At 72.5% G+C, this 14,438-nt stretch carries 15 protein-coding genes; 10 read left to right on the forward strand and 5 right to left on the reverse strand.

The window, feature by feature from the left end:
• Positions 1-15 precede the first annotated feature (15 nt).
• Both DEJ48_RS07150 and DEJ48_RS07155 read right to left on the reverse strand, forming a co-directional pair.
• The gene (locus DEJ48_RS07150) at positions 16-1,275 is read right to left on the reverse strand and encodes a serine hydrolase domain-containing protein (RefSeq protein WP_150215364.1); all 1,260 of its coding nucleotides are present in this window, start codon (positions 1,273-1,275) and stop codon (positions 16-18) included.
• 170 nt (positions 1,276-1,445) lie between these two features.
• On the reverse strand, positions 1,446-1,715 hold the full coding sequence (locus DEJ48_RS07155) for a DUF1905 domain-containing protein (protein ID WP_150215365.1): 270 nt from the start codon (positions 1,713-1,715) through the stop codon (positions 1,446-1,448).
• Between the two features lie 136 nt (positions 1,716-1,851).
• Between DEJ48_RS07155 and DEJ48_RS07160 the strand changes: the two genes are divergently transcribed.
• Both DEJ48_RS07160 and DEJ48_RS07165 read left to right on the forward strand, forming a co-directional pair.
• Entirely contained in the window at positions 1,852-2,307 is a 456-nt protein-coding gene (locus DEJ48_RS07160) for a MarR family winged helix-turn-helix transcriptional regulator (RefSeq protein WP_150221021.1), read from the forward strand.
• 103 nt (positions 2,308-2,410) lie between these two features.
• Positions 2,411-4,501, forward strand: a complete 2,091-nt coding sequence (locus tag DEJ48_RS07165; protein WP_150215366.1) for an MMPL family transporter — start codon at positions 2,411-2,413, stop codon at positions 4,499-4,501.
• Here DEJ48_RS07165 and DEJ48_RS07170 read toward each other — a convergent pair.
• The 3 genes from DEJ48_RS07170 to DEJ48_RS07180 all read right to left on the reverse strand — a co-directional run bounded on the left by DEJ48_RS07170 (position 4,498) and on the right by DEJ48_RS07180 (position 6,670).
• Positions 4,498-5,328: an alpha/beta fold hydrolase gene (locus DEJ48_RS07170; protein ID WP_150215367.1), complete on the reverse strand. Its 831-nt coding sequence runs from the start codon at positions 5,326-5,328 to the stop codon at positions 4,498-4,500. The genes DEJ48_RS07165 and DEJ48_RS07170 overlap by 4 nt on opposite strands.
• A complete protein-coding gene (locus tag DEJ48_RS07175; RefSeq protein WP_150215368.1) occupies positions 5,325-5,927 on the reverse strand; it encodes a TetR/AcrR family transcriptional regulator in 603 nt (200 codons plus the stop codon). Before DEJ48_RS07175 ends, DEJ48_RS07170 begins: the two co-directional genes overlap by 4 nt.
• A 77-nt stretch (positions 5,928-6,004) precedes the next feature.
• On the reverse strand, positions 6,005-6,670 hold the full coding sequence (locus DEJ48_RS07180) for a winged helix-turn-helix transcriptional regulator (protein ID WP_150215369.1): 666 nt from the start codon (positions 6,668-6,670) through the stop codon (positions 6,005-6,007).
• A gap of 107 nt (positions 6,671-6,777) precedes the next feature.
• On the opposite strand from DEJ48_RS07180, the gene DEJ48_RS07185 reads away from it, so the two are divergent.
• The 8 genes from DEJ48_RS07185 (at position 6,778) to DEJ48_RS07220 (ending at position 14,434) form a co-directional block, all read left to right on the forward strand.
• Positions 6,778-7,989, forward strand: coding sequence for a pyridoxal phosphate-dependent aminotransferase (locus DEJ48_RS07185; RefSeq protein WP_150215370.1), 1,212 nt, complete (start codon positions 6,778-6,780; stop codon positions 7,987-7,989).
• 50 nt (positions 7,990-8,039) lie between these two features.
• Positions 8,040-8,645 (forward strand): peptidase, encoded by a 606-nt coding sequence (locus DEJ48_RS07190; RefSeq protein WP_150215371.1) that lies wholly within the window; start codon positions 8,040-8,042, stop codon positions 8,643-8,645.
• Positions 8,646-8,680: 35 nt separating this feature from the next.
• The gene (locus DEJ48_RS07195) at positions 8,681-9,907 is read left to right on the forward strand and encodes an FAD-dependent monooxygenase (protein ID WP_150221022.1); all 1,227 of its coding nucleotides are present in this window, start codon (positions 8,681-8,683) and stop codon (positions 9,905-9,907) included.
• A gap of 43 nt (positions 9,908-9,950) precedes the next feature.
• Complete coding sequence (locus DEJ48_RS07200) at positions 9,951-11,255, forward strand: VWA domain-containing protein (protein WP_150215372.1); 1,305 nt, start codon at positions 9,951-9,953, stop codon at positions 11,253-11,255.
• Positions 11,255-12,040, forward strand: coding sequence for a hypothetical protein (locus tag DEJ48_RS07205; protein ID WP_150215373.1), 786 nt, complete (start codon positions 11,255-11,257; stop codon positions 12,038-12,040). The genes DEJ48_RS07200 and DEJ48_RS07205 overlap by 1 nt, the downstream gene beginning before the upstream one ends.
• 124 nt (positions 12,041-12,164) lie before the next feature.
• A complete protein-coding gene (locus DEJ48_RS07210; protein WP_150215374.1) occupies positions 12,165-12,770 on the forward strand; it encodes a histidine phosphatase family protein in 606 nt (201 codons plus the stop codon).
• Positions 12,771-12,791: 21 nt separating this feature from the next.
• Positions 12,792-13,697: a TIGR03619 family F420-dependent LLM class oxidoreductase gene (locus tag DEJ48_RS07215; RefSeq protein WP_223831938.1), complete on the forward strand. Its 906-nt coding sequence runs from the start codon at positions 12,792-12,794 to the stop codon at positions 13,695-13,697.
• A gap of 95 nt (positions 13,698-13,792) precedes the next feature.
• On the forward strand, positions 13,793-14,434 hold the full coding sequence (locus DEJ48_RS07220; protein ID WP_223831939.1) for a hypothetical protein: 642 nt from the start codon (positions 13,793-13,795) through the stop codon (positions 14,432-14,434).
• Positions 14,435-14,438: the final 4 nt, after the last annotated feature.

Below are 14,438 nucleotides of genomic sequence, written 5' to 3' on the forward strand. Positions count from 1 at the left end.
CCGGTGCGGGCACGATCAGGTTTTGCCGAGGACCGCGTTCATCTCCTGCTCGATGATCTCCTGGAACGGGGCGTCGTCGTGATTGCCGAGGACGACGCCGACCCACCCGCTGTCCGGGTAGATGTTCCAGCTGGCGAGGCTGCCGGGGTTGACGCCCGCGCGGCCGTTGAGCCACTGACCGTCGATCAGGCTCACCGGCATCATGTATGTCGTGAAGGCCGCGTCGGCGGGGGTGGTCCGGTGCGCCCGGAGGCCGCCGCCTCCCTGCGGGGCGAGGGGGATCTTCGCGGCGGTGAGGAGTTCGGCGTAGGGCCGGTCGAGTACCGTGCCGTCGCCGAGCGCGTGCGCGAAGCGGACCAGGTCGGGTGCGGTGGCGAAGCCGCCGTCCCCGGGGAAGTCGATGTAGCTGCGGGCCGGGTTCTTGCCCAGCTGGAGCGGGTCCGGGCTGCCCTTGTCCAGGTTGCGGACGGCGTCCACGCGGCTGCCGTCGGCCTGGCGCATGTACGAGTGCGCGATGTGCGGGTCGGTGAGCCACTGCGGCCTGGTGAAGAACGCCGTGCCGGTCATGCCGCAGCGCTTGAAGATGTGCTCCTCCACGTAGTCCCAGTACGTCATGCCGGTCACCGCCTCCACGATCAGCGCCGGGATGGCGACCTCGGCGCCCGCGTGGTCGGTGGGCGTGCCGGGCGGGCCGACCGGTTTCGCCTGCCGGGCCCACTTCTCGTAGAACTCCCGCACCTCCTCCCTGCTCCGGAAGACGCGTTGCAGGTCCTCCTCCGGGGTGTCGAGCCCGGAGATGCCGGAGAGCAGGTGGTGGATGGTCACCTTGTCGGCGATCGACTCGGGGAATCCCGTCAGATGGGTGCCCACCGTGTCCGAGAGTCTCAGCCTTCCCCGCTGCGCCAGTTGCAGGACGGCCACCGCGCCGAACGGCTTGCCGGCCGATGAGAGGTTGAACGCGGTGCCCTCGTGGTTGCGGATCCCCTTCTCCTTGTCCGCCATTCCGTAGCTGCGGGACAGCACCGTCCGGCCCCGGTGCGACAGCAGCACGACGCCGGAGAACCTGTCCTCGGCGGCGAGCTTCGCCAGGTATCGGTCGTAGGCTCCGCCCGGTCGTGTGTCCCGGGGGATCGCTCGGGGACCGGTTGCCGCCGCAGCGGCGTGGGCGGTTCGGGCACCCGCTGACTGCGCGCCTCCCACCACCGCGAGCCCGCCCCATCCGCCCCATCCGAGCAACCGCCGCCGCCCCACGCCCCGTACGGAATCCGATCCCATGTCACGCCCCCTCCTGGTCGACGGACCGGCCGTCCGACAGTGCGGGGGCGGTCCGTGGCTCCACTCAAGCCGTGGCTCCACTCAAGTGGTGGGGGCGTTGCGGGGGCGTATGCGTTTTTCGATACGCCCGCGATACGTGGGCGTCCTGGGCGTCGCCCGGACGGCGGGCGTCAGGCGTTCAGCCGCTCCTCCAGGTGGACGGTCACCGTGTCTCCCTCCTCCTTGCCGATCGCCTTGCGCACCTCCGCCTTCACCGGCAGCTTGTGCGTGCCGTCTCCCAGAGCCATGAACGAGCTCCGGAACGGATGGCCGTCGATCGTGCCCCGGACCTTCACCAGGCCCCGGGTGCCGAAGAACTCGGCCGATTCGGGCCACACGACGTACGTCCAGCCGCCGACGGCCGGGCTCTTCCGCAGGGTCGCGGTGAACTGCTTGTCCATCACTGATACCGCCTGTCCATGAGGTACCCCGGTTCACGGGGTCTCGACGAAGGTATGACCGCCGCGAGCGCGGAAAGTCACCGCTCCCTCCGAAGGGCGTCCGCGGGCGGCTCTATAGGCTTCTCGCGTGGCGTCCATGAAAGATCCAGCACCTGACAGCAGCGCGGCGACGGACCTGGTCTCGTTCGCGGTGCAGTTGCGTCGCATGAACGGCGAGATCAACCGGCTGGTGCACGCGTTCGCCGCGGGTCACGAGCTGCACGCCACCGATGTCCAGGCCCTGGGCGCCATCCTCGACTCACCGGAACCGATGACTCCGGGACGGCTCAGGGCGCACCTGGGCCTGACGTCCGGCGCCGTGACGGCCTGTCTGGACCGGCTGGAGCGGGCCGGGCACATCCGGCGGTCGCGGGAGAGCCGGGACCGCCGGGTCGTCCACCTGCACTACGAGGCGAGCGCCCGAGCCGCGGCGCGGGCCTTCTTCCAGCCGCTGGCGGTGGCCACCGAGAGTGCGCGCGGCCGTTTCAGCACCGAGGAACTGGCCGTCGTCATGCGTTTCCTGACCGCGCTCAACGAGGAACTGGCCGACTAGGAAGGACAGCCCGGGGCAGGTGTCTGATTCCGCCCGAACCCCATTTGATTCAATCATTGAGATTGTTTTTCGTTGAGGTACCTTGAGGTCTAGGAGCACCACCATGCCCCCCACAGGTCCACGCCTCCCCCGCTGGCTCCTGCCCGTCGTCCTGCTCGTGGTCTGGCTGGGCGTCGGTGCCGCGCTGGGGCCCTACGCCGGGAAACTGGGCGAGGTCGCCACCAACGACCAGGCCGCCTTCCTGCCGCGGAACGCCGAATCGACGCGGGTCATCGACGCACAGCGCGCCTTCGACCAGGACGAGTCCGTGCCCGCGATCGTCGTGTGGACGGCCGACTCCGCCGCGCCGTCGGGCCGCCTGGAGGCGTCGCAGAAGGAGGCCGCCACCCGCGCGTTGCGCTCGCTCGACGGCTCGCCCGGGGTCGCGGGGCGCGTCTCGCCCGCACTGCCCGCCGAGGACGGCCGGGCCCTGCAAGGCGTCGTTCCGCTCCGGCCCGACCTGGGCGACCGGTTGCCCCAGGTCCTGGAGCGGATCGAGCAGCGCGCGGCGCAGGTGCCGGGCACGACCGTGGAGCTGGCGGGTCCCGCGGCCAGTCAGGCCGATCTGTCCGACGCCTTCGCGGGCATCGACGGAATCCTGCTGGGCGTCGCCCTGGCCACCGTGCTGCTGATCCTGCTGCTCGTCTACCGCAGCGTGCTGCTCCCCTTCGTCATCATCGTCGGCGCCGTGTTCGCCCTGGGGCTTGCCTGCGCGATCGTCTACGCGCTCGCCGACCACGACGTGGTCCGCGTGGACGGGCAGGTGCAGGGCATCCTGTCGATCCTCGTCATCGGCGCCGCGACGGACTACGCACTGCTGCTCACCGCCCGCTTCCGGGAGGAACTCACCCGTACCCGCGACAGGACGAAGGCCATGCGCGCGGCGCTGCGCCGTTCGTTCGGCCCGATCCTCGCCAGCGGCGCGACGGTCGCGCTCGGTCTGCTGGCGCTGCTGCTCAGCGATCTGACGAACAACCGCGCACTCGGCCCGGTCGGCGCGATCGGCATCGCGTGCGCCGTACTGAGCGCGCTGAGCTTCCTGCCCGCGGCGCTGCTGCTGCTGGGACGCGCCGCGTACTGGCCTGCCAAGCCCCGCACATCGCCGGACCCGTCGGGCGAGGGGAACGGGATCTGGGGGAAGGTCGCCGCCCTCGTGGACCGGGCGCCGCGCAAGGTCTGGGCGGGCACACTGGCCGCACTGTGCGTGTGCGCCGCGTTCGCCCCGACCCTCACCGCCAAGGGCGTCCCGCTGGACGAGATCTTCGTCGACGACGCGCCCTCCGTCGCCGCCCAGGAGACGCTGAGCCGCCACTTCCCCGGCGGCTCGGGCAACCCGGCCGTCGTGATCACCGACGCGGACCGCCTGGCCGCCGTCACCGCGGCGGCGAAGCGCACCGAGGGCGTGGCCGGCGCCTCCGCGGTGACCGCTTCCGGCCGTCCGGGAGACGGCGGGCCCCGCGTCGTCCAGGGGCGGGCGCGCATCGACGTCACGCTCGAGGACGCCGCGGACAGCGACGCCGCGAAGCGGGCCGTGGTGCGGCTGCGCGACGCGGTGCACCGTGCGGGCGGGTCCGGCAGCCTCGTCGGCGGCTACACCGCTCAGCAGTACGACACCCAGCGGACGGCGGAGCACGACCGCACCCTCATCGTGCCGGTGGTCCTGGCCATCATCCTGGTGATCCTGGTCGGCCTGCTGCGGTCGCTCCTGCTGCCGCTGCTCCTGGTCGCCACGGTGGCCCTGAACTTCGTCGCGACCCTCGGGGTGTCCGCTCTCGTGTTCCAGCACGTGCTGGGCTTCAGCGGCACGGATTCCTCGGTGCCGCTGTACGGCTTCGTCTTCCTCGTCGCACTCGGCGTGGACTACAACATCTTCCTCATGTCCCGGGTCCGGGAGGAGTCCGCCCGCCACGGCACCCGGCAGGGTGTCCTGCGCGGGCTGACCGCGACGGGCGGCGTCATCACCTCCGCGGGCGTCGTCCTCGCGGCCACGTTCGCCGCCCTGGGCGTCATCCCGCTGGCCTTCCTGGTGCAGATCGCGTTCATCGTCGCGTTCGGCGTCCTGCTGGACACCCTGGTCGTACGGTCCCTGCTGGTACCGGCGCTGGTCCGCGACATCGGCCGGGCGGCGTGGTGGCCGTGGAAGGCGCGGCCCTAGACGTGCAACGCCTTGCGGAGGTGTTCCGCGAACTCGGACGGGTGGGTGGTCAGACCGATGTGTCCGCCGGGGAAGTGCCGGAGTTCCGTGCCGAGGCGTTCGGCGAGGAACGCCGCGGGGCGGTACGGGAGTTCACCGCGGGAGTCCTCGCCGCAGGCGAGTACGAGCCGGTCCGACAGGGTGTCGAGCCGGGCGATGTCGGGTGCGTAGGACATGAACGCGGGCACGATGCGCCGGATGAAGTACGGCAGGCCGCCCAGGGTCTGCTCGGCCCGTTCCGCCGCCTGCGGCGGGAGTTCCGTCGGGGGCGCGGTCGTGTCGCCGTCCTCGCGCAGGCCCGCGGCGAACACGGCCATCGCCGGCATCAGCCCCTGGTCGCGGAGTGTCTCCTGGACCCGCGCGAGCAGCGCGCGGTGCGTCGCGGCGTCCGGGAGGACCTCCACCACCGGTGGTTCGTGCACCACGACGCGGCGCACGCGGTCCGGGTGGGCCAGGAGCAGGTGCAGGGCGGCGATCGCTCCCGAGCTGGAGCCGAACACCAGGGCGGGCGCTTCCGGCGAGAGCAGGTCGAGCAGCCGGAGCGCGTCCTCGGCGTGCTCCTCCACCCGCTGCTCGGCCTCCGGGTCGTCCAGCGTGCTGCCGGCCATCCCTCGGGGGTCGTACGTGACCACCGTGCGGGAGTCGGCCAGGTCGGTCGCCACGGAGGCCAGGGAGGCCGCGCCGCCCGTTCCTCCCGGGATGAGCAGCAGGAGCGGACCCCGGCCCCGGACTTCGTAGTGCAGGGTCGCGCCGTTCACGCGCAGGGTTTTGACGGTGGGCTCGGTCATGCCTTCTTTTCTCCCTTTTCCCTCTCGGACGAGGGCCAGTGTTCGAGGAGGGTGTGCAGGGCGTCGAGTGCGCGGTTCCAGGAGTCCTGTGCCGGGCGCTTGTGCGCGAAGCCGCCCGCCGCTTCCAGCGCGACGAACCCGTGGAAGGTGCTGCGCAGCAGGCGGACCGCGTCGGTCAGGTCGGGTTCGGCCAGGCCGTAGGCGCGCAGCATGCCGTACGTCAGCTCGACCGCGCGCCGCGGGCCCGGCGCGTCCGCGGCCAGCGCGGGGTCGATCTCGATCGGGGTCTGCGTGGCCGTGTAGCGGCCGGGGTGCCGGCGGGCGTAGTCCCGCCAGGCGTCCGCGTACGCGAAGAGTGCGTCCTTGCCGGACCGGCCCGCCGTCGCCTCCGCGATGCGGATCGTCTTCTCGTCCGCCGCCAGGAGCGCGATGCGTCCCCGCAGGTCCTCCAGGCCGCGGACGTGCGCGTAGAGACTCGCGTCCTTCACGCCGAGCCGCCGCGCCACCTGGGACATGGTCAGCCGGTCGAGTCCGGCCTCGTCCGCCAGCTCGGCGCCGGCGATCGTCACGCGCTCCGCCGTCAGTCCGGCCCTCACCATGGACACCCCTCCAGTCGTTCCTAGGGCCCTTAGGTTAAACCTAAGGGTCCTAGGAACGTAACCGGATTTCCTTGGCGTCAGGCCTCGCGCAGGGCCTTCGCCAGGACGCTCTCGCCCGTGAGCTCGATCCGGCCTTCCCGTACGCCCTCGCCGAGTGCGAGTTCACCCCGGGCGACGGCCGCGCATGTCACGGCGTCCAGGACGATGCGGGCGTCGGGCTCCTCAGGCGCCTCCCCCTCGCCGTACGCCTCGACACCCCCTCCCGTCCGTACGTGGAACACGCCCTCGTCGAGCCGCACCTCAAGGACCCCTTCGGCGTCCAGCGCCGACAAGGCCTCCAGGAGCGGCAGCGCGAACCAGTGCGCCCGCACCGCGTCCGTGGGCCTGCGCTCCGCGAGAGCGGGGGCGCCCCAGGCGGCGAGGGCCCGGAGGACCGGGAGCAACTCGCGCCCCCTGTCCGTGAGTTCGTAGACGTACGCCGCCGCGGGCGGGGGCAGCTTGCGGCGGGTGCCGATGCCATGCTGCTCCATGTCCTTCAGGCGCGACGCCAGGACGTCCGTGCTGACGCCGGGCAGGTCGGCGTGCAGGTCGGTGTAGCGACGCGGGCCCGCGAGCAGCTCCCGGACGATCAGCAGGGTCCAGCGGTCGCCCACGGCGTCGAGGCCACGGGCTGCGGCGCAGTACTGGTCGTAGCTTCGGCGGGGCCGGGCGGTGGCGTTCGGCCGGGGCGGCTGAGGTGGCATGCGGCATAGTCTATGCAAGTTGTTGGACTTTCCAAGCGGGGACTTGGTAAAACCAAGCAACACCGAGTGGGACACGTCAGCGGCACACGTCATGGGAGGCGCAGCGCATGGAGTTCCGGCAGTCGAGCAAGCTCAGCGAGGTCTGTTACGAGATCCGGGGCCCCGTGATCGAGCACGCCAACGCACTGGAGGAGGCGGGCCACAGCGTCCTGCGCCTCAACACCGGCAACCCCGCGCTCTTCGGCTTCGAGGCGCCCGAGGAGATCGTCCAGGACATGATCCGGATGCTCCCCCAGGCGCACGGCTACACGGACTCGCGCGGCATCCTCTCCGCCCGCCGCGCGGTCGCCCAGCGGTATCAGGCGCTCGGCCTGGACGACGTCTCCGTAGACGACGTCTTTCTCGGCAACGGTGTGTCCGAGCTGGTCACGATGGCGGTGCAGGCCCTCCTGGAGGACGGCGACGAAGTCCTCATCCCCGCCCCCGACTTCCCCCTGTGGACCGCCGTGACGACCCTCTCCGGGGGCAAGGCCGTCCACTACGTGTGCGACGAGTCCGCCGACTGGTACCCCGACCTCGACGACATGGCCTCGAAGATCACCGACCGCACCAAAGCCGTCGTGATCATCAACCCGAACAACCCCACCGGCGCGGTCTATCCGAAGGAGATCCTGGAGGGCATCCTCGACCTGGCGCGCCGGCACGGCCTGATGGTCTTCGCCGACGAGATCTACGACCAGATCCTGTACGACGACGCCGTGCACCACAGTGTCGCCGCCCTCGCCCCCGACCTCGTCGTCCTCACCTTCTGCGGTCTTTCGAAGACGTACAGGGTGGCCGGTTTCCGGTCCGGGTGGCTGGTCGTCACCGGGCCGCAGCAGCACGCCAAGAGCTATCTGGAGGGGCTGACGATGCTCGCCTCCATGCGGCTGTGCCCGAACGCCCCCGCGCAGTACGCCATCCAGGCCGCACTCGGCGGCCGCCAGTCCATCCGTGAACTCACCGCGCCGGGCGGCCGGTTGCACGAGCAGCGCGACAAGGCCTGGGAGAAGCTGAACGAGATCCCCGGCGTCTCGTGCGTGAAGCCGAAGGGCGCCCTGTACGCGTTCCCGCGTCTGGACCCGAAGGTCCACCCGATCCACGACGACGAGAAGTTCGTGCTCGACCTCCTCCTCCAGGAGAAGATCCAGGTCGTCCAGGGCACGGGCTTCAACTGGGCCCGCCCCGACCACTTCCGCATCCTCACGCTTCCGTACGCTGACGACCTGGACGCGGCGATCAGCCGCATCGGCCGCTTCCTGAGCGGCTACCGCCAGTGAAGCCACTCGAGTCAGTGACGCCTCCCACGGCGCCGACCCCCAGGAGCACCGTGCCGCCCTGCGCCGACTGCGGACAGCCCGTCCTCACCCAGTTCGCCTCGCCCGACCTCGTCGCGCCCATCGTGTACGAGGGCTTCGACCGCGCCGCCGACCCGGCCTGGCGCACCTCGGGCGCCGCCACCCTCGACGACTACGCGCGCTGGTGCGGGCACCTGTGCGGCCTGACGTGCTTCCGGATGGCCCTCGGCCCTTCCGCGCCGCCCCTGTTCGAGCTGCGGGACGGCGCGCTCAAGCACGGCGCGTACACGGACGTGGACAACGTCATCAAGGGCATGATCTACGCCCCGTTCGCCGCATACGCCCGCGACGCGTTCGGCGTCGACGCCGAGGTCCACCGGCATCTCTCCGTCGACGAGATCGGCGCGCTCCTCGACGAGGGGCGGCAGGTCATCGCCTCGGTGCACTTCGAGATCCGCCGCCCGCACCTCCCCTCGCCCGGCAGGGGCGGCCACCTGGTCCTGCTCACCGCGCGCACGCCCGACGGCGGCCTGCACTTCCACAATCCGTCCGGCATCGACGCGGCGACCCGCACGGCGGCGCTCACCGCCGACGCGTTCGAGCCGTTCTTCGCCGGGCGCGGGGTGTCTCTGCGCTGACAGGCGGTCACCGCGGCTGCCAGGATGGCGCCATGATGCGTGGAGGCAAGGTCGCCGTCGTCGGCGGCAGCATCGCCGGATGCGCCGCGGCCCTGGCCGCGCACCGCGGCGGCGCGGACGAGATCACCGTGTACGAACGGGCCGCCGGGGACCTCGCGGACCGCGGGGTGGGACTCGCCGTGCACGACTCCCGCTACGCCGAGCTGGCGTCGGCCGGGTACCTGGACGCGGGCATGCCGTGGGTGCAGCTCGTGCGGCGGCGCTGGTACGTGCGGGACGACGCGTCCGGCACCCCGGTGGGCCGCGAGATCGCCGTGATGCCGTTCCCCTTCCGCACGTACAACTGGGGTCCTCTGTGGCGCGAGTTGCGCGGCCGCGTCCCGGCGGGCGTGGACTTCCGTGCCGGGTCCCCGGTGCGGCACGTGCGTCCCGGCCCCGACGGCGTCGAGGTGACCACGGACACGGACAGCTCCCGCCACGACCTGGTGATCGGCGCCGACGGCTACCGGTCCGCCGTGCGCGCCGCCCGCTTCGGAGACGTACGCCCCGCCTACGCGGGCTACCTCGCCTGGCGCGGCGCCTTCCCCGAGGCCCGGCTGCGCGATCCGGAGCCGTGGGCCGACGACGACTGCGTGTACGCCGTCTTCCCGGGCGGTCACGTGATCATCTACCGCATCCCGGACGGCGCGGGCGGCCGCTGCGTCAACTGGGTCCTGTACACCGCGCCGCCTCCCGGCCTCGACCTCGGGCTCGGCCTCGACCTGCGGCTCACCGGCCCCACGAGCCTGCCGCCCGGCGGCCTCACCGACGCGCTCTCCGCCCACCTCGGTTTCGTGGCCGACGAGCTCCTGCCGCCCTACTGGGGCGCGCTGCTGCGCGAGACGGCGCCCGACGAGCTCTTCCTCCAGCCCATGTACGACTTCACGGCGCCGCGCTGCACGGCGGACCGCGTCCTGCTGGTCGGCGACGCGGCGGCGGTGGCCCGCCCGCACACCGGCGCCGGGGCGGTCAAGGCGCTCCAGGACGCGACGGTCCTGGAGTCCGCCCTCGCCACGGCGGACACCTGGGACGACGCCCTGGACACGTACGACACCGACCGCACGGTCTCCGGGCGCGCGATGGTGGACCTGGGGCGGCGGCTCGGCGGCGCGTTCGTCCAGGCGACGCCGGACTGGCGGGCGATGGACCAGGCCGCGATGGAGGCGTGGTGGAAGCGGGCCGACGGGTCCGGTGCGTTCGGGGGCCGTGTGCTGAAGAACTGACGCCGTTTTGGGGATGCGCACCGTTGATCAATAGTATCCGGCGATGATCACAAGACAACGGCCGGCGGCCTGGGCCATCGCCCTGCTCGCCGCCCTGACCGCCGGGCTCGTCACGGCAGGCCCCGCCGCCGCCGATGACGACGACGAACCGGCACGGCCCAACCCGAAGGTCGAACTCGTCCTCGACGTCAGCGGCTCCATGCGCGCCCGCGACATCGACGGCAAGTCCCGCATGGCCGCCGCGAAGCAGGCCTTCAACGAGGTCCTGGACGCGACCCCGGACGAGGTCGCCCTCGGCATCCGCACCCTGGGCGCCAACTACCGCGGGGACGACCGCAAGACGGGCTGCAAGGACACCGAGCTGCTCTACCCCGTGGAGCAGCTCGACAAGGCGGGCCGCACCGACGCGAAGACCGCCGTGGCGACGCTCGCGCCGACCGGCTGGACCCCGATCGGCCCGACGCTCCTCAAGGCCGCCGACGACCTGACGAAGGACGACGACGCCGAGCGCAGCCGCCGCATCGTGCTGATCTCCGACGGCGAGGACACCTGCCAGCCGCTCGACCCGTGCGTGGTCGCCCGCGACATCTCCGCCAAGGGCATCCACCTCACCATCGACACGCTGGGCCTGGTTCCCGACGCCAAGACCCGCGACCAGCTGAGCTGCATCGCGGAGGCCACCGGCGGCACGTACACCTCCGTCCGGCACACCGATGAACTGTCGGGCCGTGTCAAGCAGTTGGTGGACCGCGCGGCCGACCCGGTCGTCACGCCCGTGGAGGCGAAGGGCGCCGCGCAGTGCACCGACGCGCCCGAGCTGAAGTCCGGTCTCTACACGGACCGCGAGAAGTTCGGCGAGCACCGCTGGTACCGCGTGGACGTCCCCGCGGGCAAGGAGCTGCGCGCCTCGGTGAGCGTCGCCGCCGACCGGGCGGTCAACCAGGACTACGGCGTGCTGCTGCGCGCCGAGACGCAGGGCGGCCGTGAGATCGTGCGCGGCCAGGAGTCCGGCGACGGGCGCACCGACGTCATCTCGACGGGCCTGCGCCATCCGCGGCCCGAGGCAGACGATGACGACGAGGACGCCAAGTACGGCGCGAGCGAAACCGTCTGTCTGCGCGTCAGCAACTCCTTCTCCGCGCCCGCTTCGGTGAAGACGTCGCCGGGCCTGCCCGTGGAGCTCGCCGTCGACCTGGTCGACTCCCCCGACGACGCGTCCGACGTCGCCTTCTTCGGGCTCGGCCACGGCTGGTGGCTGCTCGGTGTGCTCGTCCTGGTCGGCTTCCTCGCCGGTCTGGTCTGGGGCTGGGTCTCGCGCTGGCGCTTCGCGGTCTGGAGGACCAACTGATGCGTACGACACGTGTGGTGCGGCGCTTCGCCGTGACGACCGGCGCCGCCCTGCTGGCGCTGACCGGGGCGGCCGGGTCCGCCGCGGCGGACGACGACACCCCCGAGAAGGTGACGGAGGCGGGCACGTCCTTCCGTACCGCCACCGCGCTCCGCATCGACCAGGAGGCGTCGGCGGAGGCGTCCACGGGTGACTACCTGTACTGGGCGTTCCCCGTGGACGCCGGGCAGCGCGCCACCGTGCACGCGACGGTGAAGCTGCCCGACGCGGCCGCCCGGCACGCCGCGTCCACCTGGCGGGTCGACGTGTACGACGGGCTTCGGCGCCGCCAGGCCTGCCGCCTCGGCACGCCCGCGAAGACGGCGGCGCGGGACGAATCGTCGGTGTCGCTGTCCTGCTCGCTGCGGACCGTCAGGGCCTGGTCGGAGCAGTGGGCGAACGACCCGCTGCCCGGCACGTACTACCTGCGGCTCACGGTCACCGACCTCAAGGCGGACGACCTGGGTCTTCCGGTGCGGGCCGAGGCGAAGGTCACCGCGACCGACGCGGGCGGCGCGCAGGCCGTCGACGGCTCGCTCGGGGAGCCGCTGGTGCCGGGCGCGGGCTCGGACGGGCTGCGGACCGCCGCCGCCGTCGAGCCGGAGGACGGCTGGTCGGACGGCTGGTGGTCGTCCCGCTGGCTCTGGACGGCGGCGGGCGGTGTCCTCGCGGCGCTGGCGGGCGTCGGCGGCTACGCGCTGACGCGCGGGTCGGGGCGGCCCGCGCGGGTGCCGCAGGGCATGTAGCACGCCGTTCGCGCGCCCGCCTGCCGGGTCCCCGCCGGGCGCGGGCCCCGGGGGGGCGTGGCAGGCTCGGTGGTGGCGGTGCCGGACGGCCCGCCACCACCGGGAGAACAGGAACGGCACGATCATGGGTGATCTGCTCCTCGTCCGGCACGGCGAGACGGAGTGGTCCCTGTCCGGGCAGCACACCGGCTACACGGACATCCCCCTCACGGACAACGGCAGGGAGCAGGCCCGCTCGCTCGCCCCGCTGATCGGGCGGTTCCGGATCGGCGCGGCGTTCGTCAGCCCCCGGCAGCGCGCGCGGGAGACCGCGGAGCTCGCCGGTTTCGCGAACGCGCGGGTCGACCCGGACCTGAGCGAATGGGACTACGGGGCGTACGAGGGCATCACGACCTTCGACATCCACCGCACCCGTCCCGACTGGTACCTCTTCACCGACGGTGTGGCGCCCGGCCCTCCGGAGCACCCCGGCGAGAGCCCGGAGCAGGTGGGCGACCGTGCCGACCGCATGCTGGCCAAGGTCGACGCGGCGCTCGCGAACAACGAGGGCAGCGTCGTCCTCTTCGCCCACAGCCACTTCCTGCGTGTCCTGACCGCCCGCCGTCTGGGCCTGCCCGCGTCGGGCGGCTCGATGTTCCTGCTCGCCACCGGCACGGTGAGCCGGCTCTCCACGGAGCACCGGCGGCACGTGGTGGCGAGCTGGAACCTCCGCCCCGAACTGCTGAAGTGACGGCATTCGACACACGTCGACGTGATCATCAAGACTTCGGTCATGCGATACGGCATCAACCTCCTCAACTTCGGCTCAGGCACGACCCCCGACTCCCTGCTCCGGCAGGCGACCGACGCCCGCGATCTCGGGTTCGAGTTCGCGATGATCTCCGACCACATAGCGGTGACGCCCGACGTCCACGAGGTCTATCCGGCGCCGTTCTACGACCAGTTCGTGCTCGCCGCGTACCTCGCGGGCCGGGTGCCGGGGCTGCGGCTCGGGACGACCATCACCGTCGTCCCGTACCGGCACCCGCTCCAGACCGCCCGCATGGCCGCCAACATCGACCAGTTGAACGACGCCGGGTTCATCCTGGGCACCGGGGTGGGCTGGTCCGCCGCCGAGTACGAGGTGCTCGGCGTCCCCTTCCGCGAGCGCGGCGCGATCACCGACGAGTATCTGACGGCGATCCGCGCCGCGTGGCGCGAGGACCCGACGTCGTTCCGCGGGAAGTACGTCTCGTACGACGGGGTCCGCACCGCGCCGGCCCCCGCGAGCAGCCCGCTGCCGGTCTGGGTCGGCGGCAACTCCCCCGCCGCGCAGCGCCGTGCCGCCCGCCTCGGCGAGGGCTGGCACCCGTTCATGCCGAGCCGTGCGCTGCTCGACGAGGCGCTCCCGCGCATCGCCGCGGAGGCCGAGGCCGCGGGCCGTCCCGTGCCGGACCTGGCACCGCGCTTGCAGATCAGCGTCGGGGAGCGGCAGGACACCGCGGAGCGGCCGCTCGGGCACGGCAGCGTCGACCAGATCCGCGGCGACCTGGAGACGTTGGCCGGTCTGGGCGCGACGGACGTCCTGCTGGACACGTATCCCGGGAGCCCCGGGGAGCGGGCGGGCGCCGACGAGGACCGCCGGGTCCTCGAACTCCTGATGTCAGTGGCCTCCTGATGTCGCTGGCCTCCTGATGTCAGTGGCACAGGGCACCATCGGTACCGGTTGACGTAACTCGTCGACGGAACCGGCCCGGGGAAGGGGTGCGTGCGGTGAAGCCTTTGACAGCGGCTCAGCGACGGATCGTCGAGGCCGCGGATCCGGGCACGGGCCGGCTGTCCGGCAGCGAGGCCCAGCTGACGGCCCTGGTGCGGGCGCGCCTCGCCTTCCGCCACCCCCGGCCGCCGCACGCGTATTTCCTGACCTCGGCGGGCCATCGGGTACGGGACGAGGGTGCCGCCCCCGCGCCGCCCCCGCCGGAGCCGTCGCCCCCGGCCCCCGCGTCCTCCGGTGTCTTCGCCGCACGCACCGGCACGGAGACGGAGCCGACCGGCGCGGAGGGCCCCGCCCGCGCGCGTGAGGTCCGCAGCGCCTGGGAGGGCCTGGTCGAGCTGCGCCGCATGACGAATCCGGACGGCACGCGGGACCGCCCTTGCGCGTGGGAGCGCACGCACCTGGTGCAGGCGGCGGCGCTGGCCCTTGAGGCGGCGGGCTGCGGCCCGGCCGGTCCGGACCGCGAGGGCTATCGGGTGTCCCCCACCCCGCAGCCGGAGGCCGTCGCCGTCCGCGAACCGACGGCGGAGGGGATACGGGCGTGCGCGACGGCCCTGGAGCGGGCCGGATGGCAGACCAGTGAGCACACGGAGCGGCGCGGCGGCGGACGCTATGTGCTGGCGTCGCCCCGGCGGGTGTGAGCGG

This window comes from Streptomyces venezuelae (assembly GCF_008642315.1).
In the GTDB taxonomy this organism is placed as follows: domain Bacteria; phylum Actinomycetota; class Actinomycetes; order Streptomycetales; family Streptomycetaceae; genus Streptomyces; species Streptomyces venezuelae_D.